This is a genomic window from Nocardiopsis flavescens, from assembly GCF_900141985.1.
GTDB classification, from domain to species: domain Bacteria; phylum Actinomycetota; class Actinomycetes; order Streptosporangiales; family Streptosporangiaceae; genus Nocardiopsis; species Nocardiopsis flavescens.
This window is the reverse complement of the sequence record NZ_FQZK01000001.1, coordinates 1-21,815: the sequence shown is the minus strand read 5'-3', so window position 1 is coordinate 21,815 and position 21,815 is coordinate 1. Positions and strand designations below refer to the sequence as shown.

General features: G+C 76.2%; 23 protein-coding genes. 9 read left to right on the top strand and 14 right to left on the bottom strand.

The window, feature by feature from the left end; genetic code table 11:
• The first annotated feature begins 85 nt into the window (after positions 1-85).
• The 4 genes from BUE45_RS00115 (at position 86) to BUE45_RS00100 (ending at position 3,882) form a co-directional block, all read left to right on the top strand.
• Entirely contained in the window at positions 86-757 is a 672-nt protein-coding gene (locus tag BUE45_RS00115) for a response regulator (RefSeq protein ID WP_073373677.1), read from the top strand.
• A gap of 31 nt (positions 758-788) precedes the next feature.
• Positions 789-1,433 (top strand): TetR/AcrR family transcriptional regulator, encoded by a 645-nt coding sequence (locus BUE45_RS00110; RefSeq protein ID WP_073373675.1) that lies wholly within the window; start codon positions 789-791, stop codon positions 1,431-1,433.
• Between the two features lie 102 nt (positions 1,434-1,535).
• Positions 1,536-2,687 (top strand): alpha-hydroxy-acid oxidizing protein, encoded by a 1,152-nt coding sequence (locus tag BUE45_RS00105; RefSeq protein ID WP_073373674.1) that lies wholly within the window; start codon positions 1,536-1,538, stop codon positions 2,685-2,687.
• Positions 2,688-2,952: 265 nt separating this feature from the next.
• Positions 2,953-3,882 (top strand): ribonuclease Z, encoded by a 930-nt coding sequence (locus BUE45_RS00100; protein WP_073373672.1) that lies wholly within the window; start codon positions 2,953-2,955, stop codon positions 3,880-3,882.
• A 130-nt stretch (positions 3,883-4,012) separates the two neighbouring features.
• Here the strand turns inward: BUE45_RS00100 and BUE45_RS00095 are convergent, their stop codons facing one another.
• The 4 genes from BUE45_RS00095 to BUE45_RS00080 form a co-directional block, all read right to left on the bottom strand.
• Complete coding sequence (locus tag BUE45_RS00095) at positions 4,013-5,032, bottom strand: aminotransferase class V-fold PLP-dependent enzyme (protein ID WP_073373670.1); 1,020 nt, start codon at positions 5,030-5,032, stop codon at positions 4,013-4,015.
• A 9-nt stretch (positions 5,033-5,041) separates the two neighbouring features.
• The gene (locus BUE45_RS00090) at positions 5,042-6,001 is read right to left on the bottom strand and encodes a phosphotransferase (protein ID WP_073373668.1); all 960 of its coding nucleotides are present in this window, start codon (positions 5,999-6,001) and stop codon (positions 5,042-5,044) included.
• 282 nt (positions 6,002-6,283) lie between these two features.
• Entirely contained in the window at positions 6,284-7,192 is a 909-nt protein-coding gene (locus BUE45_RS00085; protein WP_073373666.1) for a DMT family transporter, read from the bottom strand.
• Between the two features lie 10 nt (positions 7,193-7,202).
• Positions 7,203-7,913 carry an ArsR/SmtB family transcription factor gene (locus tag BUE45_RS00080; RefSeq protein ID WP_218619470.1) on the bottom strand — a complete coding sequence of 237 codons (711 nt, stop codon included), beginning with the start codon at positions 7,911-7,913 and terminating at the stop codon, positions 7,203-7,205.
• Between the two features lie 218 nt (positions 7,914-8,131).
• On the opposite strand from BUE45_RS00080, the gene BUE45_RS00075 reads away from it, so the two are divergent.
• Entirely contained in the window at positions 8,132-8,866 is a 735-nt protein-coding gene (locus tag BUE45_RS00075; RefSeq protein ID WP_073373661.1) for a class I SAM-dependent methyltransferase, read from the top strand.
• Between the two features lie 165 nt (positions 8,867-9,031).
• On the opposite strand, the gene BUE45_RS00070 is transcribed toward BUE45_RS00075, so the two are convergent.
• From BUE45_RS00070 to BUE45_RS00050, 5 genes are all read right to left on the bottom strand, one after another.
• The gene (locus BUE45_RS00070) at positions 9,032-9,796 is read right to left on the bottom strand and encodes a class I SAM-dependent DNA methyltransferase (protein ID WP_073373659.1); all 765 of its coding nucleotides are present in this window, start codon (positions 9,794-9,796) and stop codon (positions 9,032-9,034) included.
• 114 nt (positions 9,797-9,910) lie between these two features.
• A complete protein-coding gene (locus tag BUE45_RS00065; protein WP_073373657.1) occupies positions 9,911-10,297 on the bottom strand; it encodes a pyridoxamine 5'-phosphate oxidase family protein in 387 nt (128 codons plus the stop codon).
• A gap of 28 nt (positions 10,298-10,325) precedes the next feature.
• Positions 10,326-11,120, bottom strand: coding sequence for a transglutaminase-like domain-containing protein (locus BUE45_RS00060; RefSeq protein WP_245832664.1), 795 nt, complete (start codon positions 11,118-11,120; stop codon positions 10,326-10,328).
• Positions 11,121-11,137: 17 nt separating this feature from the next.
• Positions 11,138-11,950, bottom strand: a complete 813-nt coding sequence (locus BUE45_RS00055; protein ID WP_073373655.1) for a MerR family transcriptional regulator — start codon at positions 11,948-11,950, stop codon at positions 11,138-11,140.
• A 33-nt stretch (positions 11,951-11,983) separates the two neighbouring features.
• Positions 11,984-12,223: a hypothetical protein gene (locus BUE45_RS00050; protein ID WP_178378413.1), complete on the bottom strand. Its 240-nt coding sequence runs from the start codon at positions 12,221-12,223 to the stop codon at positions 11,984-11,986.
• Between the two features lie 167 nt (positions 12,224-12,390).
• On the opposite strand from BUE45_RS00050, the gene pip reads away from it, so the two are divergent.
• A complete protein-coding gene (pip, locus tag BUE45_RS00045) occupies positions 12,391-13,320 on the top strand; it encodes a prolyl aminopeptidase (RefSeq protein ID WP_073373652.1) in 930 nt (309 codons plus the stop codon).
• A 1-nt stretch (position 13,321) separates the two neighbouring features.
• Here pip and BUE45_RS00040 read toward each other — a convergent pair whose 3' ends face one another.
• Positions 13,322-13,975 carry a response regulator gene (locus BUE45_RS00040; protein WP_073375157.1) on the bottom strand — a complete coding sequence of 218 codons (654 nt, stop codon included), beginning with the start codon at positions 13,973-13,975 and terminating at the stop codon, positions 13,322-13,324.
• On the bottom strand, positions 13,975-15,168 hold the full coding sequence (locus BUE45_RS00035) for a sensor histidine kinase (protein ID WP_073373650.1): 1,194 nt from the start codon (positions 15,166-15,168) through the stop codon (positions 13,975-13,977). The genes BUE45_RS00040 and BUE45_RS00035 overlap by 1 nt, the downstream gene beginning before the upstream one ends.
• 135 nt (positions 15,169-15,303) lie before the next feature.
• On the opposite strand from BUE45_RS00035, the gene BUE45_RS00030 reads away from it, so the two are divergent.
• Both BUE45_RS00030 and BUE45_RS00025 read left to right on the top strand, forming a co-directional pair.
• The gene (locus tag BUE45_RS00030) at positions 15,304-15,621 is read left to right on the top strand and encodes an SHOCT domain-containing protein (protein ID WP_073373648.1); all 318 of its coding nucleotides are present in this window, start codon (positions 15,304-15,306) and stop codon (positions 15,619-15,621) included.
• Between the two features lie 572 nt (positions 15,622-16,193).
• Complete coding sequence (locus tag BUE45_RS00025; protein WP_143173221.1) at positions 16,194-18,035, top strand: PQQ-binding-like beta-propeller repeat protein; 1,842 nt, start codon at positions 16,194-16,196, stop codon at positions 18,033-18,035.
• 468 nt (positions 18,036-18,503) lie between these two features.
• Here the strand turns inward: BUE45_RS00025 and BUE45_RS00020 are convergent, their stop codons facing one another.
• The 3 genes from BUE45_RS00020 to BUE45_RS00010 form a co-directional block, all read right to left on the bottom strand.
• A complete protein-coding gene (locus BUE45_RS00020; protein ID WP_073373644.1) occupies positions 18,504-19,472 on the bottom strand; it encodes a DUF2332 domain-containing protein in 969 nt (322 codons plus the stop codon).
• A gap of 77 nt (positions 19,473-19,549) precedes the next feature.
• A complete protein-coding gene (locus BUE45_RS00015) occupies positions 19,550-20,209 on the bottom strand; it encodes a DJ-1/PfpI family protein (protein WP_073373642.1) in 660 nt (219 codons plus the stop codon).
• A gap of 3 nt (positions 20,210-20,212) precedes the next feature.
• Positions 20,213-21,169, bottom strand: a complete 957-nt coding sequence (locus tag BUE45_RS00010; protein ID WP_073375155.1) for a GlxA family transcriptional regulator — start codon at positions 21,167-21,169, stop codon at positions 20,213-20,215.
• 151 nt (positions 21,170-21,320) lie between these two features.
• On the opposite strand from BUE45_RS00010, the gene BUE45_RS00005 reads away from it, so the two are divergent.
• On the top strand, positions 21,321-21,815 hold a 495-nt coding region (locus BUE45_RS00005; RefSeq protein ID WP_143173220.1), incomplete at its 3' end, for an ABC transporter ATP-binding protein/permease.

The following is a 21,815-nucleotide window of genomic DNA, read 5'->3' as shown; positions in this document are numbered from 1 at the left end:
GCCGGGCAGCGGGCACCCCCTACTTTCGGGGGAGGCGCCCGGGCCCGCGCTACCCTTCCCCGCAGAAGGGGAAGAGGGGGTGAGAATGAGCGAGATCCGCCTGCTGCTGGCCGACGACGACGCCCTCATGCGCGCCGGCGTGCGCGCCATCCTGGCCGCCGACCCGCACCTGCGCGTGGTCGCCGAGGCCGCCGACGGCGACCAGGCCGTGGAGCGGGCCCTGCACCACCGCCCCGACCTGGCCCTGCTGGACGTGCGCATGCCCGGCACCGACGGCCTCACCGCAGCCCGCCGCATCCGCTCCCTGCTCCCGGCCACCGCGATCGTCGTGCTCACCCTGTTCGGACAGGACGAGAACATCGACGCCGCCCTGGACATCGGCGTGGACGGGTTCGTCCTCAAGACCGGCGACCCCGCCGACCTGCTCACCGGACTGCGCGCCGCCGCCGCGGGCGCCGCCTTCCTGTCCCCGCCCGTGGTCCGCCGCATCCTGGCCCGCCACTACGGGCCCCGCACCCGCCGGCGCGACCTGGACCGCGAACGGGCCGCGGCGCTGACCCCGCGCGAGCGCCAGGTCCTGGCCCTGCTGGGCCGGGGCGAGACCGACCGCGACATCGCCCGCCTGCTCGGCGTGGCCCCCAGCACCGTCAAGACCCACCTGGACTCCCTGCGCACCCGCCTGGGCGTGCACGGCCGGGTCCACCTGGCCCTGCTGGCCCACCGCGCCGGCCTGACCGACCACCCCCCGGCCCCGTGAAACGCCGCCGCCCGGCGGCTACCGTGAGGGCATGACACGACCCCGGGTCGAACTCGTGCGCCCCTGGCGGGGAATGACACCCGAGCAGCGCCAGCGGGACCGGCGCCGCCGCCTGCTGGACGCCGCCCTGGAGGAGTTCGGCACCGCCGGCTTTCGCGCCACCACCGTCGGCGCGCTCTGCGCCCGCGCCCACCTCACCAACCGCTACTTCTACGAGCACTTCGCCGACCGCGAGGCCGCCCTGCGCGCCCTGTACGACGAACTCCTGGGCCGGGCCCTCCAGGAGATGGCCGCCGCACTGGAGGGCGCCGACACCTTCGAGGACCAGGTGATGGCCGCCCTGGACGCCTACCTGGACTTCGCCATGGCCGACCCGCGCCGCCCCCGGGTGGTCTCGGTGGAGAGCGTGGGGGTGAGCCCGGCCATGGAGGAGCGCCGCCGCGCCGCCCGCCACACCATCGCCGGCCTCATCGACGCCGCCTACGCCCGCGGCGTGGAGTCCGGGCACCTGGTGGACCGGCCCTTCGGCAAACAGGCGCTGGCCCTGGTGGGCGCGGCCAACGAGCTGGTCGTCGACTGGGTCCTGGGCGACCGCTCCCAGGACGCCGCCCGGGTGGGCGACGACATCGCCCAGGTGTACCTGCCGCTGCTGCGCTCGCGCCGCACCCGCCCCTGACCGCCCCGCGCCGGGGATCCGCCGCCCGCACTCTTGACACATCCGCATGTCAACTCGCAGGCTGTGAACCACACCACACCCCCCGACCCGGCGGAGACCACCATGCACCCCGGCGACTACCAGCTGGAGATCTACCTCAACGGCCTCACCGGCACCGTCCCCGACCACCCCATGACCTTCACCGAACTGGCCGAACGCGCCCAGCGCGCCCTGCCCCCCGGCCTGTGGTCCTACGTCGCCGGAGGCGCCGGCGACGAGCACACCCAGGACGCCAACGCCGCCGCCTTCACCGACTGGGGCCTGTACCCGCGCATGTTCGTCGGCGCCGACCGCCGCGACCTGTCGGTGGACCTGTGCGGCATCCCCCTGCCCTCACCCCTGCTCATGGCCCCCGTCGGCGTCATCGGCCTGTGCTCCCAGGACCGCCGCGGCGACATCGCCACCGCCCGGGCCGCCGCCGCCACCGGCGTGCCCATGGTCGCCTCCACCCTCACCCAGGACCCCATGGAGGACGTCGCCCCCCACCTGGGCGACACCCCCGGCCTGTTCCAGCTCTACACCCCCACCGACCGCGACCTGGCCGCCAGCCTGGTGCGCCGCGCCGAACAGGCCGGGTTCCGGGCCCTGGTCGTCACCCTGGACACCTGGATCACCGGCTGGCGCCCCCGCGACCTGGCCACCGCCAACTTCCCCCAGCTGCGCGGCCACTGCCTGGCCAACTACACCTCCGACCCCGTCTTCCAGGAACTCGTGGGCCCCGACCCCACCCCCGACCAGGTGGTCGCCACCTGGGCCGGACTCTTCGGCAACCCCCTCACCTGGGACGACCTGCCCTGGCTGCGCTCCCTCACCGACCTGCCCCTCATCGTCAAGGGCATCTGCCACCCCGACGACGCCCGCCGCGCCGCCGACGGGGGAGTGGACGCCCTGTACTGCTCCAACCACGGCGGCCGCCAGGCCAACGGCGGCATCCCCGCCCTGGAATGCCTGCCCGAGGTCGCCGCCGCCACCGACCTGCCCGTCATCTTCGACTCCGGGATCCGCTCGGGCACCGACATCGTCAAGGCCCTGGCCCTGGGCGCCACCGCGGTCGCGGTGGGCCGCCCCTACGCCTACGCCCTGGCGGTGGGCGGCCTCCCCGGCCTGGTGCACACCCTGCGGGCGCTGCTGGCCGAGGCCGACCTGCTCATGGCGGTCAACGGCTACCCGACCCCGGCCGACCTCACCCCCGCCGCCCTCAAGCGCCTGCGCTGAGCGGCGGCCCGGCCCGGGACCTGCACACCCGGGCCCGGGACCGCCGACAGTGGTCGCGGCCCTCCGGCCGCACCGCCATCCGCTCCAGCCGGGCGGCGACCGAGGCGGCCGGCCGAAATCCCGGCCCCCCGGGGGCGTCCCGCGACGCCGGGCCCGCACCGGTGCGGACACGAGGGCCCGGCCGCCTCCCGCCCGGCCCTGGACCGCCCCCACCCCGCGGAAAAACACGCGCCCCGCCGCCCGGACGCGTGACAGGATGCACCCCATGTCCGCACGCGAGCTCACCGTCCTGGGCACCTCCAGCGCCGTCCCCACCCCCCGCCGCAACCACAACGGCTACTTCCTGCGCTGGGACGGCCACGGCATCCTCTTCGACCCCGGCGAGGGCACCCAACGCCAGATGCGCGCGGCCGGACTGTCCGCCCACGACATCACCCGCATCTGCATCACCCACTTCCACGGCGACCACAGCCTGGGCCTGCCCGGCACCATCCAGCGCATCTCCCGCGACGGCGTCCCCCACCGGGTCCCCGTCGCCCACCCCGCCCAGGGCGCGGCGTACTTCGAGCGGCTGCGCCACGCCACCGCCTTCCACGACACCGCGCGCATCGTCCCCCAACCCGTCGCCGGGGACGGCGCCTGCCCGCTGGGCGAGACCGACCTGCGCATCACCGCCCTGCCCCTGGAACACTCCCTGCCCTGCTACGGGTACCGCATCGCCGAACCCGACGGGTGGCGCATGCTCCCCGACCGGCTCACAGCCCACGGCGTCACCGGCCCCCTCATCTCCCTCCTGCAACGCCAGGGGTGGGTGGACGCACCCGACGGCCACCGCGTGGCGCTCGCCGACTGCGCCCAGCCCCGCCCCGGCCAGGTGATGGCGTTCGTCATGGACACCGCCGACTGCCCCGGCGCCGTCGAACTCGCCCGCGGCGCCGACCTGCTCGTCATCGAGTCCACCTACCTGGACTCCGAGGAACACCTGGCCGCCTCCCACGGCCACCTCACCGCACGCCAGGCCGGGCGCGTCGCCGCCCGCGCCGGAGCCCGCTCGGTCGTGCTCACCCACATCTCCGAACGCTACGGCGCCGAACACGACCCGCTCTTCCTGGAACAGGCCGCCCAAGAATTCGACGGCACCCTCACCCTCGCCCAGGACCTGGACCGCGTCCCGGTACCCGCCCGCACCGGCTGACCACCCCCGCGCACACCCCGTCACCGAACACCGGCGGGCCCCTCACTCCGCGTTCACCGGCCGTTACCGTACGGCGGCCACCGTCACCGACACCCGCGGACACCCCCGCCCGCGGCCCCCGCGGGCGGGATCAGCCCACCAGCGCGGCCGCCGCCCGGTCGGCGTCCTCCACCGTGTTGTACAGGTGGAACGCCACCCGGGTACGGCCCCCGCGCACCGTGCTCACCACCCCCGCCCGCGCCAGCAGCCCGTGCGCCCCGGGCACCTCCACCGACGCGATCGCCGACCCGCCCGGCCCCAGCCCCAACCGCGCCCGGAACCGGTCGGCCAGCCCCGTGTCGTGCGCGTACACCCGCTCCACCCCCACCCCCAGCAGCACGTCCAGCGACGCCACCGCCGCCGCGTGCGCCATCCAATTGGGGGAGGTGTCGAACCTGCGCGCCCCGGGGGCGGGCACGAACCGGTCGGCGAACAGCGCCCCCGGATCCGCCGACGCGGCCGGCCCCGCACCGGGGGAGCCCATCCGCTCCCCCAGCGCGGGCGCCACATAGGCGTAGGCCAGCCCGCGGGGGGTCATCAGCCACTTGTAGGTGGTCCCCACCAGCACGTCGAACCCGGTCGCCGCCAACGGCAGCCACCCCGCCGCCTGCGTGGCGTCCCCCACCACCAGCGCCCCGCACCCGCGCGCCGCCGCCACGATGTCGCCCACCGGCGCCACCGCCCCGGTCGCCGCGTGCACCACACTGAACGCCACCGCGTCGCACCCCGACCCCACGGCGTCGGCGAGCCGCTCCAGCGGCGCGGTGCGCACCCGCACCCCCCGCTCCAGGAAGGGGAACAGCACCGACGCGAACTCGCCCTCGGGCACCAGCACCGTCGCCGTCCGCGGCAGCGACGCCGCCACCGTCCCCAACATCTGGGAAGTGGCCGCACCCAGGGCGATGTCCCCGGCGGGCACCCCCAGCAGGGAGCCCAGCCGCTCACGGGCCAGCCCCGTCCCGCGCCACCAGTGGGCCGGGTCGGCGGTGGCCGCCGCCCAGGAGTCCAGATGGGCGTCCAAAGCGGCCCGCACCGTGGCCGGCGGGATGCCGTACTGGGCGGTGTTGAGCCAGACGGTCTCGGTGTTCCACAGGTGGCGCAGCTCGTCCATCCCCCTGTCCTACCAGCCCGCCCGCCCCGGCCCCGGGGCCAGGGCCCGCCCCAGGGCGTACTCGGCGATCCGCGCCATCTCCTCGCGCCCGCGCACCGCCGGCCCGCGCAGGTACCGCAGCGGCCCCGCCACCAGGCTCAGGTCCAGGGCCAGGGCGTACAGGTCCATCCGGCAGGGGTCCAGGTCCGCGACGGCCAGCCGCGGGTACAGGTCGCCGAACCGCAGCCGCAGGAACACGTGCTCCCACTCCGCGTCGAAGTACATCAGGCCCTCGATGTCGATGAGCACCGCCTGCCCGCCGGGCGCGGCCAGGACGTGGTCGGGCCCCAGCTCGCCGTGGACCAGCGCGTACCCTCCGCCGCGGGGGCGCACCCGCGCCGCCCGCGCGTGCAGCTCCTCCTCCAGCCGGGGGCGCGCCGCCGCGGCGCGCGCGTCCAGGCCGGCGGCCTCCTCCAGGTCGGCCAGCGCCCGCTCCAGGACGACGCCGTGGCAGGAGCCGCCGACGGCCGGGCGGGTCAGCCCGCCGAACCCGGCCCGGGTGCGCGCGTGCAGGGCCCGCACCCCGCCGGCCAGGTGCTCCAGGACCGGTGCGGCCCCGGCCGGGTCGGCCGCCAGCAGGTGTTCGAGGGTGGGCCCGGCGTCCTCCACCACCGCCAGCGTCCCCGGCCCGGAACCGTCCAGGGCGTACAGGTCGGGGACCCGCACCCCCGCCTCCACGAGGTGGGCGCGGGCGGCGGCGAACAGCTCGGGGCCGCTCGCATGGGAGAACGGGTCGGCCGGGTCGGCGGGCGCGGACCCGGCGGGCCACCCGTCGTGGTCGGGGTGCCAGAGGTAGGCCACGACGGTGGAGCCGCCGGCCAGGGTCAGGCGCCACACGCCCTTCTTGGTGCCGCCGCGCAGCTCGCGCACGTCCAGGGCCGGGTCCGGGTCGCCCAGCAGGGCGGGAACACGGGTGAGCAGGGATCGCACGGGGCCTCTTCCTGTGGTGGGGGGCACATCCTCCCACGGCCCCGGGGACGCTCCCCGGCCGCGCAGGCACCGCGGCGGCCCCGCCACCACGTCCGGGGCCGGGGCGCACAGGCCCGGCCGCCGATGGCGCCCCAACGCGGGGTGTGCAAGCGCCGGACCGCTCGAACGGAAGCGACCCGTCGACCAGCGGGCCCTCGCCCCTGCAACGCCACGGCCCGACGAAGCCGCACCACACCGGGGCGCACAGGCCCGGCCGTCCCGGGCCCGGGACGGCCGTCCGCGTCAGCCCCGCACCGCCACCCCCGGCCGCGACGGCCCGCCCACCGGGCCCCGCCGCGACAGCGCCACCCCCACCAGGCACAGCACGCCCCCCGCCAGCGCCCCCACCGCGGGCACCTCGCCCAGCACCGCCCACGACACCACCACGACCAGCGCCGGCACCAGGTACGTCACCGCCCCCAACCGCGACGCGCTCATGTACGACAACGCGTACCCCCACGTCGTGAACGCCACCGCCGTCGGGAACACCCCCAGATACAGCACGTTCGCACTCGCCCACCACGGCGCCGCCGCCACCTCGGCCACCAGCGTCGGAGCGAACGGCAGGCACGCCAGCGCCCCCACCACACACCCCCACCCCGACACCTGCAACGGACTCGCGTGCGCCAGCGCCGGCTTCTGCGCCACCACCCCCACCGCGTACGACACCGCCGCCACCAGGCACAGCATCACCCCCGTCCACGTCACGTGCCCCGGCCCGGCCGTGGTCACCCCCACCACCACCGCACCCGCGAACGCCACCAGCCCGCCCGCCACCAGCCACCCCGTCAACCGCTCACCCAGCCACGCCACCCCCAGCAACGCGATCACCACCGGCCCGATGTTCACCAACAGCGCCGCCGTCCCCGCGTCCACCTCCCGCTCACCCCAGTTCAACGCCACCATGTACACCCCGAACCACAGCAGCCCCGCACCCGCGATCCCCGGCCACGCCGCCCGCGGCGGCCACCCCGACCGGGTCACCGCCAACAGCGCCACCAGCACCACCGCACCCGACACCAGCCGGCCCAGCGCCAGCGCCCCGGGCGAGTAGAACTCACCGGCCACCCGGATCGACACGAACGCCGACGCCCACAACACAACCGTCACCCCGGCCGCGACCACGGCCCCCGGGGGAGTAGGAGAAGTCATGCGGCCGACCCTAGACAGCGGACGCTTCGCCCCCCGACGAAACGTCCACGCCCCCCAGCGCCTCCCCCAGCCCCGCCCGACCCGCCGCCGTCAACCGCACCGCCCGCGAGGACCCCACCCGCTCACACCAGCCCACCGCGAACACGTGCGCGCACAGCACCGCACCCGCCGCCCCCGCCAGGTGCCGGCGCCGCTCCGTCCAGTCCAGGCACCCCCGCGCCAACGGCCGCCGCCCCCGCTCCGGCAGCGGCGCCCCCAGCTCCGCGAACCACGCCCGCCCCTCCTCCCCCACCCCCAGGTCGGCGGTGAGCAGCCCACGCCGCACCATCGCCTCCGCCACCGCGCACCCCAGCGCCCCGGCCAGGTGGTCGTAACACGTCCTCCCCCGGGCCAGCGCGTCCTGCGCCCGGTGGGCGCGCAGCGTCGGCGCCACCGCCGCACCCGGCGCCGCCCGGGCCGCCAGCGCCTCCACCAGCCCGGCGATCTCCGGATCGGCCAGGGCCACGTACCGGTGCCGGCCCTGGCGGCGCTCCACCAGCACCCCGCCGCCGACCAGCCGCCCCAGATGGGCGCTCATCGTGGACGCCCCCACCCCGGTGTGCCGGCACAGCTCGGTGGCCGTCCACGCCCGCCCGTCCGCCAACGCCAGGCACACCCCCGCCCGGGTCGGGTCCGCCAGCAGGGCCGCCAGCGCGGCCGTCGTATCAGCATGCGTCGCCATGGCGCCCAGCATGCCACCGCCACACTTCGCCGGCCGGCGAACCGTCACCGCGGGAGCGAACACCCCGCGGGCACCTACCCGCAGGTCCGCACCGGCGCCGCCCCCGCCCCAGGGCCTGGCACCCCGCGGAGCGGGAGCACCCCGAACACGCCCGCCGCGGGGGGCCGCCCGCGAAAAAACCGGTGCGCACCCCACCCTGCCCTGGACATACTCGGCGGATGCACAACCCCTACGACGACCCCGCCGTCGCCTCCCTCTACGACGTCTTCAACCCCTGGGCGCCCTGCGACGACTTCTACCTCGGCCTGGTCATGGACGCCCCCGCGGCCCTGGACGCGGGCTGCGGCACCGGCCTGCTCCTGCGCACCGCCCGCCGGCGGGGTCACACCGGCCGCCTGGTGGGCCTGGACCCCGCCGTCGCCATGCTGGAGGTCGCCCGCTCCCACACCCGCGACGTCGACTGGGCCTGCGGCGACCTGTCCACCCACACCCGGGAAGGCGGGTTCGACCTGGTCACCATGACCGGCCACGCCTTCCAGGAACTCCTCACCGACACCGCCGCCCTCGACGCGCTCACCGCCATGCGCACCGCCCTGAACCCCGGCGGGCTGGTCGCGTTCGAGACCCGCAACCCCGGCGCCCGCGCCTGGGAGCGGTGGACCCCCGACCACCCCCGGGCCGCGACCCTGCCCGACGGCCGGCCCCTCACCCTCACCCACGACGCCCGCCCCCTCACCCCCGAAGGGCTGGTGACGTTCACCTCCACCGCCGCCGACGCCGACGGCCGGGAGCTGTCGGCCACGGTGAGCACCCTGCGGTTCGTCACCGCCCCCCACCTGGACACCCTGCTCGCCGCCGCCGGGCTGCGCGTCACGCACCGCTACGGCGACTGGGACCGCACCCCCCTGACCCCGGCCTCGCCGGAGGTCATCACCCTGGCCCGCCCCGCCTGAGCGGACGGCGCCCCCGACCACCCGCCCCGCCCGTTCCGCACCGCACGGGACCGTTCACCCCCCTCGCGGGCGTCCCCGCCGGCCTCGGGCACGGTCCACCCGCACCGGGCCGCCCTCTCACACCCGGCCCCGATCCGGGCCACCGGAACCCGGCCCGGCCCCGCCTCAGGCGGGGCCGGCCACAGTGATGATCTCCGTACTGGTGGCGGTCGGCGGGGTGCGGTCCCAGTCGCCGTACCGCTCCTGCACGGCGAGCCCGGCCCCGGCCAGGAACCCGTCCAGGGCCGCGGCGTCCAGGAACCGCAGGGTGCTGCGGCTGACCACCGGCTCCGCCCACCCCTCCAGCACATAATCGCTGGTGAAGGTCACCAGGTCCCCGCGCACCTCCCGCAGCCGGTGCACCGACGTGGCCCGCCGCCCGCCCGGCCCCCGCACGGTCCGCACCCGCTCGGGGTCCCACGCCCGCCACCCCCGCGCCGCCGGGTCGCGGGTCTCGAACACGAACCGGCCCCCCGGCGCCAGCGCCCGCCGCACCGCGGCCAGGACCGCCCGCAGCTCCTCGTCGGAGGTGAACACCTGGAAGGCGTGCCCGGACATCATCACCAGGTCGAACCCGCCGGCGAACGGGCCGCGGCCGGGCTCGTCGTAGGGGCCGCGGAGCAGGTCGCCGCGGACCCACGCGATGTCCCCGCGGTCCCGGCGGCCCACCGCCAGCATCGCCCCGGCCGGGTCCAGGCCCACCAGGCGCCCGGTGTGCCCCCGCTCGCGGGCGGTGCGCAGGATCAGGCCGGTGCCGCAGCCCACGTCCAGCACGGCGGGGGAGCCCAGGACCAGGTCGAGGTAGAAGTCGTTCTGGGGCGAGGAGTCCCAGGGGTGGAAGTAGTCGTACAGATCGGCCAGGTCCGGCTCGAAGAAGTGTCGATCGACCATCCGGGCATCATCGGCCCGCCCGGGCCCGCGGGTCCAGCGGTTTTCCGCCGACCCGCCGCCCCACCGCGGTGCCCGGGGGACCGCACACCCCGCCCCACCGCCCGCACCCCGCCGCTACTGCGGGCGGACGTTGCCCAGCACCCGCTCCACCGCGATCTCGATGACCACCCGCCCCGGGTTCACCCGCGGCTCCCGGTACCGCTCCCCGTACCGGCGCACCGCCTCGGCCACCCGCTCCGGATCGTCGGAGACCACCGCCGGCCCCTCCACCGTGCACCAGCGCCGCCCCTCCACCTGCGACACCGACACCCGCACCCCCGGATGCGCCGCCAGGTTCCGGGCCTTGAAACTGCCCCCGTCCGAGATCACCCGCACCACACCCGCGTCCGCGTCGTAGGTCGCCCCCACCGGCACCTGGTGGATCGACCCGTCCGGCCGGGGCGAGGCCAGCGTGCACAGCCGCCGCTCACCCCAGAACTCCACGAAACCGCTCTCCCCCACAACGACCCCCTCCACACGACCCGGGCGTTCAGCATCGCACGCCCCCGCGCCGCCCCCCGTCCAGGTCCACCCAACCGCGAAACCCCGACGGCGAGGCGCACCACACCCGCCCCCGCGGCCTCCACCGCTCCCACAGCCCCGCGATCCGCTCCTCGTCCTCGTCCGCCAGCGCCGCCGCCATCACATCGGTGCGCGCCTGCTCCGCCCAGGGCCCCATCCCCTCCCACGCATCCCACAACAGCGCCTCGAACCCGCACCGGTGCGCCGCCTCCAACCACACGTAGTCCCCGACCAGCCACCCGCCCCGCAGAGCAGACCCCGCGGCCACACCGAACCGGTCCCCGTCCAGCTCCCCCGACCGCACCCCCCGCCACACCCGTGCCGCCGAGGCGAACACCCCCGGATCGTCCACCGGCAGGTCCCCCAGATCCACCCCGCCCGCCGACCCCGGCGCCAACTGGGTGTCCACCCGCACCCACCGCGCCCCGTCGTGGTACTCCGCCACCACGTGATCGGCACCGAACCCCTCCTCCAGGTACCCGGCGAACCCCACCCGGGTCCGGGCCGCCACCCCCTGCGCACGCAGCGCCGCCACCGTCACCAGCGCGAAATCCCGACAGCACCCCACCACCGGGCCCCGCCCCGACGCCCCCAGGATCGCCTCCACCCACCGCAGGTCCACCTGCGCGTGGGCCGCCGCCCACCCGCCGCCCGCCCGGTAGTGCACCAGCATCTCCCGCACCCGCACCCCCACCCGGGCCGCACCCCCCGCCGGCAACCGGTCGGCGTAGCCGCCCGGATCGCTGAAAAGACCGTGCTCCACCCACCGCCCCACCCCGCTCACAGCACTCCCCCCACCGGGCGGCCCACCCGCGCCACCACCGCGTCCCGGGCACCCTCCCAGGCACCCGTGTACACCTCACAGCCCACCCCGCCGGCCCCGGCCGCCGCCGCGACCGCCCGGTGGGCGCCCATGATCCGCGGCTGGAAGCAGTCCCGGCGCACCACCTCGCACACCGCCCACCGGCCCCCGCCCACCACCCGCACCACCGCGTCGGCCATCGGGTCCGCACCGCCCGCGCAGGGCACCGCCACCTCGATCTCACCCACCGTCTCCACCCCCACCACACCCGGGTAGAACACCCACGTCTCCTCCCCCGGGGCCGCACCCTGGTCGACCAGCAGCCGCCGCAGGTACGCGGCCCGCTCCCGGAACGTCTCCACCAACCGCACCTGGTCGGTGCGCGCCCGCACCGCCAGCGCCCGCACCGGCTCCCACACCCGCTCCTGCACCCGCCAGTCGACCTCCTCCTGCGCGCCCCCGCCGTCCAGGCGCCGGTCCAGCTCGGCCAGCACCCGGCGCTGGGCCGCCACCGTCTCCTCCCGGCCCGCCCACCACGCCCCCACCCGCTCCCGGGCCGCCTCCGCCGACAGCTCCAGCACCTGGCCGATCAGCGCCAGCGGCATCCCCGCCTGGCGCAGCAACCGGATCCGCACCGCCCGCTCCACCTGCCCCGACCCGTACCACCGGTACCCGCCGCCCGCCCCCACCCGCACCGGCGGCAACAGCCCCGACCTCTCGTACACGCGCAACGCCTTGACCGTCAGCCCGCTGCGGCGGGCGAACTCCCCACGGGTCCACTCCACATCCATGCGCCCAGTGCACACCGCGCCCCAGGGGCGCGGTCAACCCCGCACCGCACACAAAAAAGCGGGGGCGGGCCGCCCCGGACCCGCCCTCGCCCCCCGCGGCTCCCCCTCACCCCAGGGCGCCCGCCGCGCCGCCGGATCCCACCCCTGCACCACCGACACCACCTCCGCCACCTGCACCAGCGCCCGCACCGCGCCCTCCACCACCAGGCGCGCCAGCGCCGCCGCGTCCACGAACTCCTCCACCGGGGTCCCCGCCAGCACCCCCCGCACCACCACCGGATTCGTCTCACCCGACTACGCCACGGCCCGCACCGCCTCCCCCAGCGTCCGCGCCTGCCTCCACCCGCCCCCCGCAGGAACGGTGACACGGACCCCGCGCCCGCCCCCACTCCTCTCCAACACCGCTAAAATCGCCCCTCGCCCCACCACGAAAGGCCGCCATGACCGCACCGCGCACCCAGGGCCTGCTGCCCGTCACCGATCACAACACCCTCCACTGGGAAGAACACGGCACCCCCGACGGCACCCCCTGCCTGGTCCTGCACGGCGGCCCCGGCTCTGGCGCCCACCCCGGCTTCGTGAACTTCTTCGACCCCCACCGCCACCGCATCGTCCTGTTCGACCAGCGCGGTGCCGGCCGCTCCACCCCCGACGCCGGCCTGCCCACCACCGACCTGACCACCAACACCACCGCCCACCTCATCGACGACATCGAGGCCCTGCGCACCGCCCGCGGCATCGACTCCTGGGTGGTCCTGGGCACCTCCTGGGGCTCCACCCTGGGCCTGGCCTACGCCCAGGCCCACCCCAACCGGGTCCGCGCCCTGGTCCTGGTCGCCGTCACCACCACCTCCGCCACCGAGGTGCACTGGCTCACCCACGCCATGGGCCGCGTCTTCCCCGAACAGTGGCAGGCCTTCCGCGACGCCGCCGGCCCCGACGCCGACCCCCACCGCCTGCCCGCCGCCTACGCCCGCCTGCTCGCCGACCCCGACCCCCGCGTCCGCGAGAGCGCCGCCCGCGCCTGGTGCCGGTGGGAGGACACCCACATGGCCACCACCGCCGACTCCACACCCTCCCTGTCCACCCGCCCCCTGGACTTCCAGCTCCGCTTCGCCCGTCTGGTCACCCACTACTGGGCCCACCACGCCTTCCTCCCCCACGACCACCTCCTGGACACCATGCACCGCATCGCCCACCTGCCCGGCGCCCTCGTCCACGGCCGCCTCGACATCAGCGGCCCCGCCGACACCGCCTGGCACCTGTCCCGGCGCTGGCCCGCCGCCACCCTGCACATCATCGAAGGCGCCGGACACACCAAGGGCCTGCACGCCACCGCCGTACAGGCCCTGGACCGCCTCACCCGCTGACCTACCGCACCAGACCCGCCCGGAACGCGAACACCACCAACTGCGCCCGGTCCCGCGCCCCCAGCTTCACCATCGCCCGCGACACATGGGTGCGCGCCGTCGCCGGCGAGACCACCAACCGCGCCCCGATCTCCTCATTGGACAACCCCTCACCCACCAACCCCACCACCTCCCGCTCCCGCTCGGTCAACACCCCCACGTCCACCACCGGACCCACCGCCGGCCGCGACGACGTGAACGCCGCCACCACCCGCCGCGTCACCGACGGCGACAACAACGCCTCACCCCGCGCCGCCACCCGGACCGCCTCCAACAGCTCCCCCGGATCGGCGTCCTTGACCACGAACCCCGCCGCCCCCGCACGCAACGCCTCGAACACGTACTCGTCCAGCTCGAACGTCGTCAGCACCACCACCCGCACCCCCGCCAGCGCCGCGTCCGCACTGATCTCGCGCAGCGCCGCCAACCCGTCCATCACCGGCATCCGCACGTCCATCAGCACCACGTCGGGCACCGCCTCACGCACCAGGGCCAGCGCCGCCGCCCCGTCGGCCGCCTCACCCACCAGCTCCAGGTCCTCCTCCGCCTCGATCAGCACCCCCAACCCCATCCGCACCAGCGCCTGGTCATCGGCCACCACCACCCGCACCGCCATCACACGCCCCCCTCCACCGGAACCCGCACCTCCACCACGAAACCGCCCCCCGCACCCGGGCCGGCCTCCAACTCCCCGCCCACACCCGCGGCCCGCTCACGCATCCCCGCGATCCCCGCACCCTCACGCCACCCCGCCCCCGGACCCGCACCGGTGTCGGACACCGCAAGGCGCACCAGCCCGGCACCGAACACCACCTCCACCCTCGCCGCCGCACCGGCCCCGGCGTGGCGCAGCACGTTCGTCAACCCCTCCTGGGCGATCCGCAGCAGCGCGTGGTCCACCGCCCCCGGCAACGCCACCTCCCGCCCCGACCGCTCCACCCGCACCACCAACCCCGCACGCCCCATCTCCCGCACCACACCCTCCAACCGGTCCAGCCCCGCCACCGGCTCCAGCGCCGCGCCTTCCTCGCCCCGGAACACCGCCAGCGTGCGCCGCAGCTCCTCCAGCGCCGACCGGCTGCTGTCCCGGATCGCCGACAGCGCCACCGCCGCCTGCTCCGGGCGCCGGTCCACCACGTGCAACGCCACCCCCGCCTGCATACTGATCACCGACAGGCTGTGCCCCACCAGATCGTGCACCTCCCGGGCGATCCGCAACCGCTCCTCGTACCGGTGCCGGGCCACCTCCGCCTCACGCTCACGGCGCCGCCCCTCCCGGCGCGCCCGCACGAACACCCCGCCCCCGGCCCAGGGCGCCATCACCCCCACCGCCACCGCCACCGCGGCCCACACCGACCCGTCGGCCAGCCCCCACCACGGCTCACCCGCCCGCGAGAGCACCCCCGCACCCACCACCGGGGGCAGCGCCCAGCACAGGAACCGGACCGGCTCCATCCGCGCCGCCGCCGAGAACACCACCAGGGCGCCCATCACCACCACGACCGGGGACAGGGACCCCCCGCCCAGCAGGAACACCGCCGCCCCCGCACCCGCCGCCACCAGCGCCGCCGGCGGACGCACCCGCCGCACCGCCACCGCCGCCACCAGCAGCGCCACCCCGGCCCACACCCCCGGGGGCACCTGCCCCCACTCCGGACCCGCCCCGCCCGCCCACGGCGGCCCCTGGCCGCCCCGCCACGGACCCCCCGACCCCTGCCACGCCGCCTGAGCGCGCACCGCCACCACGGCCGCCGCGCCCAGCACCGACCCCAGCACCGCGTCCACCGCGACCGCCCGCACTCTCCTCATCCCACCGACCCTAGGCTCCCCGCCCGCCCCGCGCATCGCCCGCGCGGCGCAGCCGGTCCTACGCCCGCCGACGTAGGCGCGGAGCCGCCCCCGGGGCGACGCGCGCGACCCCCCGCACCGCCCACAGTGGAACCCATGGACACCGCAGCCCTGATCACCGACCTGGCCGGCCGCCCCCCGTGGGGCGACGGACCGCCGCCCTTCGCACCCCTGGGAGCACTCATGTTCTGCCTGCTGCTCATCGCCGCGGCAGCCGCCGCGTTCGTCCTCATCCGCCGCCGCGGCGGCGGCCCGCCCCCCTGGGTGAGCGGACCCCGGCCCGCCCCGCCCGAGTACGAGGCCCGCCGCACCCTCGCCGACCGGTTCGCCCGCGGCGACATCACCGTCGAGGAGTTCATGGAGCGCGCCAGCGCCCTGAACTGGAACCCCGGGCACAACGACGGCAGGAAGTAGCCGAACGCACCGGAGCCCGCGGCCCCCCGGGCCGCGGGCGCCGCCGTACGCCCGCACCCGGGCGGGCCGCCGCCGAAGGCGGCCCCGCCACGAGCGGCGCGGGATCCCCTCCCGTGTCGGGAGAACGGGGCCTGCCCGCGCGGGGTGACGGCGGCACGCCGGACACCCCCCGCGCCGTCCTCGCCGGGCCGACCGGCAGGACCCGCACGGGACGGTCGGCACGCCCGGCACCTTCCAGGCCGACCGCCCCGCCCGCGTGCCCGGGGGCGCGCTGCCCCGGGTTCCGTCCCGGCCACCGGGGCCCGGCCGAGGCGGGACCGAGGCCGCGCGGGACGGCACCGCCCGGGGTGCGGGTGGGGCCGCTCTCAGGGGTTCCCCGTGTCGGCCGACCGGCCGCGCACACCGTCCTCGCCCCTCTGCTCGCCCGTGTCCTCCACCCACCGCCGACCAGCCCACCGCCGCTTTCCGGCATACGCGCTCCGCCCCTCCTCGAACACCGGCCCGGCGCGCGGCCCCCGCCCCCGCAACGCCACCGGTCCCAGAAGCCGGCCACGCCGTGGGAGGCTTTCGCAATGCCCCTGAAATCCTCCACAACACGACTTGCACGGACACGGACACCCGCAGGCGTCGGCCGGGCCCTCCTGCACAGCGCGGCGCTGCTCGCAGCCTCGACGGCGGTGGTGTGGACGCTCACGGTGTTCTCACCCGTCGCGGCCGGGGCCGCGGCGGCCGGAGCACTCGCCCTGATCACGTGCCAGATCCCCCGACGTGACGGCACACCCCTGGTCCGCGTACCGGGACTCCTGCCGGTCCTCGGAGAGATCGTGCTCTTCGGCGCCGGGGTCTGGGCCGGCTGGGCCGGCTGGCCGGTACCGGCAGCGCTCGGCGCCACCGTGCTCATCGCGGCCGCCGCCACCGCCCGGGTGCCGACCTGGATCAGGCTGACGGACGGCGACCCGGGACGACCCGGGAGAACGGCCGCCCGGGCCCTGGCGGCCGCGACGGCGACGATGGCCGCCGCCGCGGCCCTGTCGCCCTGGTACTGGTCCCCGGCGGCCGGGGCCGCCCTGTGCGCGCGTCCCACGGTGCAGCAGGGAGCCGACGCCACCTGGCCCGACGCGCGTGCACTGGACCAGCGCGATGCCAACGCCGAGAACTCCCCCCTGCTGGACGCGGCCAGGGCCTTCGAAGGCAACGCGGCCTTCGGAACAGCCGCCTGGTCGGTACCCGTGGGCGGGGCGGCCACCGGCAACTCCACATCGGTGGTCCTGACGGGCGTGGACGGCCTCGGCGTCTACGACGCCGCCGAGGGCCGGGTGAAGTGGACGCTCGACAGCCGCACCACGGGTGCGTTCGGATGGGGCGGCGACGACAACACGGAAATGAACCACGGCGGCCGTGTGCACGCCCTCGCCGACACGCTCATCGTCCACCTCAGCCCCGGTGAGGGCCCCACCGGCCGTGCGCGCGACGCACTCCTGGGATTCGATATCGAGACCGGGGAACGGCTCTGGTGCGTTCCGGGTTTCACACACCTGCGGGTCGACCCCCACACCCCCGACCGCGTCGCGGTCTTCGACGGCTCCTGGAGCCTCCTGGACACCGTCCACGGACGCACGGTGGCCGCCCTCGACATCGGTCCGACCCCACTGGCCGAGGTGACACCGGAAGAGCCCGTGAGACCGATGCTGTCCCCCGACCACAGGACCAGCGAGCAGGCCATGCTGGGAGGCGGCCGACTGGTGCTGACCAGGGGACCGGCCATCGCCGTCTACGACTCCGCCGACGGAAGCCTCCTTTTCGACGCGACGCTGCCCGCCCCGCGCCCCGTCTCCAGCGAGTACGCCATCGAGGAGGGGCACGCGGTGTACAACGTCGTCGCCGACGCAACGGCCGTGGTGGTGGAGGTCGCCGCCAACGAAGGCGATTTCGGTTCCCGCAACGTGAGGGGTACCGAACTGTTCGCGTTCGGCCCCGACGGCGAGGAACTGTGGCACCGCCAGGCCCCGGGCCCGGACCAGGAGAGGGCGCTCGCACTGGCGAACTACGACCTGTCCGGGCCCGTCCGGGCGGACGACGGGATCTTCGTGACCGGTGACAGGGCGATTCGGGTCAGCGACGGAACCGACGTGTGGGAGGCGGGGACCCAGGTCCGCATGGACCGTGACCGGGGCCACTACCTGCGTCACGGATTCTTCTACGGCCACACCGGGGAGGACCCGGCGCCGGCCGCGGTCGACACCCGCGACGGCAGCCCCGTCCCCGTTCCCGTGGACGCGGACCGGCTCGACCAGGGATCCGCCGCCTTCTTCCTGAGTCACACGGCCCTGCCGACCGGGAACGTTTTCGCCCGGTCCACCTCGGCCGGTTCTTCGGAAACGGTGATGTTCGGCCTTCCCGCACCCCTGGAATGAACCACTCTCCGGGCGTGAACAGGGCCCGAAGGGCTCCCGGCCCCCTTCGGGCCGCTCCGCCGATCTGAACACCACCCGCCGCGACGCCCTACCGGGCGGGGCCCACAGGGCCCCGCGCCGCAGGCGCCTCACCACCGGCCGGTGAGCCCGCGGGCGGTCGCGCCCCCTCCCGGGCATCGGGGGGCGGGTGCCGCACCCCGCGGATGGGCGCACCGAGCGCCTGCCTCAGCACAGCAGGCGACCATGCGCCGACCCAAGGGCGGCCCCGCTGTCGGCGGCCGTGAGTACGCCCCCCGGACCCGGAGCGGGACAGCCCGGGACCGAGCACACGCCCGGCTCAGGCGGCGCCGCGGCCACGACGGCCCCCGAACGACCGGCCGGCGCGCAGGATACTCCCCGGCCCCACCGGGAAACAGGAGACGGACCCGCCCCCTCGGGGGGCGGCGCGCCCCGCACCGCCCCCGCCGATCAGGCCCAGACCAGGGACTGGCCGTGCTCCCCCGCCCAGCCCACCACCCGCTCGTCCACCGCCACCGTCAGATGCGTCGGCTCGGCCGGGCGCGCCCCCTCCAGCCACGGCAGCACCCGCCACCCCTCCAGCGACACCCAGTGCCCGGGCAGCCCCCGCACCACCCGCGCGAACCGCTCCCGCTCGGCCAGGGGCAGGTAGGTCAGCACCGCCCCGCCGAACACCACCGGCGTCACCCCCGACGGAACCCGCCCCACCAGCTCCGCCACCGTCTCCACCAGGTCACCGGCCACCACCGGCGCCGGCCCCTGCGCCGCGACCAGCGACGCCGCCGCCCGCAGCCGCTCGCGCCGCTCCCGCTCGTGGGCACCGGGCCAGACCAGCGCCTCCAGCCACCGAACGTCCCCCTCGTCGGCGGCGTCCAGCGGGTTCAGGTCCACCCCCGCCCGCCAGGCCACCTCCACCACCCGCCCCGGCAGCGGCACCCCGCCCGAGGTCGCGCACTCCAGCACCAGCGGGGAGTCGCCGACCGGCGCCCCGCCGTCGTAGGAGTACGCGTACCGGTCCGGGTACAGGCACAGCCCCGCCGAGGACCCCACCTCCACCAGCCCCAGCGGCCCCTCCAACGTGGCCAGCACCGGCATCAGCGCCGCACACCGGCGCACCTCGTTGGTCTGGGTCATCCGCTCCAGCACCACCGCGCGCACCGCCGCCCAGTGCTCCACCGTCCACGCCCGAAACGCCGCCCACTCCCGCACCGGCCCGCCCAGGAACCGCACCGCCCCCAGCAGCAGGTTGGGCTGGCGCTTGTTGCCCCCGGGCAGGGTCAGCACCAGCCCCACCAGCTCCTCGTCGCCCGCCACCGCGCGGGCGATCCGCGCGTAGGAGTCCGCGCCCCCCGCCTCGTAGTGGTCCGCGAACCGCGTATACCACGACCGCACCGCACCGGCCTCGTCCCGCTCGCTCACCGCGGCCTCATCTCATCAAGGGGAAAGGGGTAACCATCCCATACCCATGACAGACCCCGGGGCCACCATGACCCCCCTCACGCCCAGTCCGGCCGGTCCCGCTCCCACAAAAGGAAACTCCGGCTCTCCCGCGCCAGCCCCACCACCTCCGGCGGCGCCTTCTCCGGCGACCCCGCGTCGAACGGCGGCGCCGGATCGTACTCCAGCGCCAACTGCGCCATCTGCGCCCCGAAGTCCCCCATCAGCTCCCCCGCCAGCGCCAACCCCATGTCGATCCCCGCACTCACCCCCGCCGCCGTCACGTACTTGCCGTCGAACACCACCCGCTCCCCCGCCGCGTGCACCACGCCCAACCGCTCCAGCTCCCCGCCCGCCAACCAGTGCGTGGCCGCACGCCGCCCCGCCAGCACCCCCGACGCCGCCAGGATCAACGACCCCGTGCACACCGACGCCGTCCACCGCGACCCCGCGTCCACCTGGCGGACCCACTCCACCAGCGCACCCCCCATCTGCTGCGCCTGCCCCGGCCCGCCCGGCACCACCACCAGATCGGCCGCGTCCACCTCACCGAACGCCGCGTCCACCACCAGCCCCACCCCGCCCGCCGACGCCCGCACCGGCCCCGCCCGCTCACCCACGAACACCGTCTCCACCCCCGGCAGCGACCCCAGCACCTCATAGGGGCCGATCGCGTCCAACGCCGTCACACCCTCGAACAACACGACCGCCAACCGCACCGCTCACACACCTCCACCGTGGAACCTGCTCCGATACCCCGCCGGAGAACACCCCAGCGACCTCACGAACACCCGCCGCATCACCTCCGCCGACCCGAACCCGCACCGGCGCGCCACCGCCTCCACCCCCGCCTCGGACTCCTCCAACCACCGCCGCGCCGCCTCCACCCGCACCCGCTCCACATACCGGCCCGGCGTACACCCCACCTGCCGGGCGAACACCCGCGCGAACTGGCGCACCGACAACCCCACCCGCCCCGCCAGCGCCTGCACCGACAGGTCCGCCCCCGGATGCTCCACGATCCAGTGCTGCACCTCCCGCACCGCCGGACGCTGCGCCCACTGCTGCGCCAACGGAGCCGAGAACTGCGCCTGCCCGCCCGGCCTGCGCAGGAACACCACCAGGTGCCGCGCCACCGCCAGCGCCACCCGCCGCCCCAGGTCCTCCTCCACCAGCGCCAAAGACAGGTCCACCCCCGCGCTCACCCCCGCCGACGTCACCACCCGCCCCTGCCGCACGAAGATCGGATCCGCCACCACCTCCACCCCCGGGAACCGCCGCGCCAACTCCTCGCAGTACGCCCAGTGCGTCGTGACCCGCAACCCCTCCAACACCCCCGCCCGAGCCAGCAGGAACGCCCCCGTGCACACCGACGCCACCCGCCCCGCCCGCCCGCACGCACCCGCCAACCACGCCACCAGCGCCGGATCCGCCTCCCCCCGCGCCCCCTCACCCCCCGCCACCACCAGGGTGTCGATCCGCCCCACCTCCTCCAACGCCACCGACGGCACCAGCCCCAGCCCGCTCGACGAGGCCACCGCGCCCCCGCCCAGCGACGCCACCCGCACCCGGTACCGCCCGCCCGGCGCCCGCGCCGCCCCGGCGAACACCTCCAACGGCCCCGACACGTCCAGGCTCTGCACCCCGTCGAAGACCACGATCACCACCTCGTGCTCCATACAGGCCACCCCACCACCGCCCACCCGCGGCCGCAAGGTCGCACACCCCACGCAAAAGGACACCCCCGCCCGTGGGTAGGACCCCCACCATGAGAAGAAAGACACGAACAGATAACGAGAACTCTCACGCGCCCCGGGCGATCACAGCCCCATGACACCCCACCACCACGAACGGACACCCGTGAGGCTCACCGACCGCGACCGCATGCACCGCAGCCGCGCCACCCACGCACCCGGCGCACGCCCCCTCGTCGAGTTCCACGACGTGTCCCACACCCCCCTGCTCTCCCACCTGGACCTGACCGTCCACCCCGGCGAACACGTCGCCCTCATCGGCCTGCCCGCCGACCACACCGCCACCCTCACCGACCTGCTCACCGGGCACACCGCCCCCGCCCACGGCCGCATCACCACCCACACCACCCCCCACCTGCACACCGCCACCCCCACCACCACCCTCGCCCACACCGTCACCGGCCACCCCCGCCCCGCCGACGACGACCCCCACCTGCACACCGCCCTCACCGAGGCCGGCCTGCCCGCCACCCCCGCCGCGCCCCTGGCCGACCTACCCCCCCATCTCGCCCCCCGCCTGCACACCGCCCGCACCCGCTACGCCCACCTCACCGACGCCCACCTGCTCGTC

Excerpts from the sequence above, each read along its gene's own strand:
- BUE45_RS00115 (WP_073373677.1), top strand. The coding sequence starts at position 86 with ATGAGCGAGATCCGCCTGCTGCTGGCCGACGACGACGCCCTCATGCGC.
- BUE45_RS00110 (WP_073373675.1), top strand. The coding sequence starts at position 789 with ATGACACGACCCCGGGTCGAACTCGTGCGCCCCTGGCGGGGAATGACA.
- BUE45_RS00105 (WP_073373674.1), top strand. The coding sequence starts at position 1,536 with ATGCACCCCGGCGACTACCAGCTGGAGATCTACCTCAACGGCCTCACC.
- BUE45_RS00100 (WP_073373672.1), top strand. The coding sequence starts at position 2,953 with ATGTCCGCACGCGAGCTCACCGTCCTGGGCACCTCCAGCGCCGTCCCC.
- BUE45_RS00095 (WP_073373670.1), bottom strand. The coding sequence starts at position 5,032 with ATGGACGAGCTGCGCCACCTGTGGAACACCGAGACCGTCTGGCTCAAC.
- BUE45_RS00085 (WP_073373666.1), bottom strand. The coding sequence starts at position 7,192 with ATGACTTCTCCTACTCCCCCGGGGGCCGTGGTCGCGGCCGGGGTGACG.
- BUE45_RS00080 (WP_218619470.1), bottom strand. The coding sequence starts at position 7,913 with ATGGCGACGCATGCTGATACGACGGCCGCGCTGGCGGCCCTGCTGGCG.
- BUE45_RS00075 (WP_073373661.1), top strand. The coding sequence starts at position 8,132 with ATGCACAACCCCTACGACGACCCCGCCGTCGCCTCCCTCTACGACGTC.
- BUE45_RS00070 (WP_073373659.1), bottom strand. The coding sequence starts at position 9,796 with ATGGTCGATCGACACTTCTTCGAGCCGGACCTGGCCGATCTGTACGAC.
- BUE45_RS00055 (WP_073373655.1), bottom strand. The coding sequence starts at position 11,950 with ATGGATGTGGAGTGGACCCGTGGGGAGTTCGCCCGCCGCAGCGGGCTG.
- pip (WP_073373652.1), top strand. The coding sequence starts at position 12,391 with ATGACCGCACCGCGCACCCAGGGCCTGCTGCCCGTCACCGATCACAAC.
- BUE45_RS00040 (WP_073375157.1), bottom strand. The coding sequence starts at position 13,975 with ATGGCGGTGCGGGTGGTGGTGGCCGATGACCAGGCGCTGGTGCGGATG.
- BUE45_RS00035 (WP_073373650.1), bottom strand. The coding sequence starts at position 15,168 with ATGAGGAGAGTGCGGGCGGTCGCGGTGGACGCGGTGCTGGGGTCGGTG.
- BUE45_RS00030 (WP_073373648.1), top strand. The coding sequence starts at position 15,304 with ATGGACACCGCAGCCCTGATCACCGACCTGGCCGGCCGCCCCCCGTGG.
- BUE45_RS00025 (WP_143173221.1), top strand. The coding sequence starts at position 16,194 with ATGCCCCTGAAATCCTCCACAACACGACTTGCACGGACACGGACACCC.
- BUE45_RS00010 (WP_073375155.1), bottom strand. The coding sequence starts at position 21,169 with ATGGAGCACGAGGTGGTGATCGTGGTCTTCGACGGGGTGCAGAGCCTG.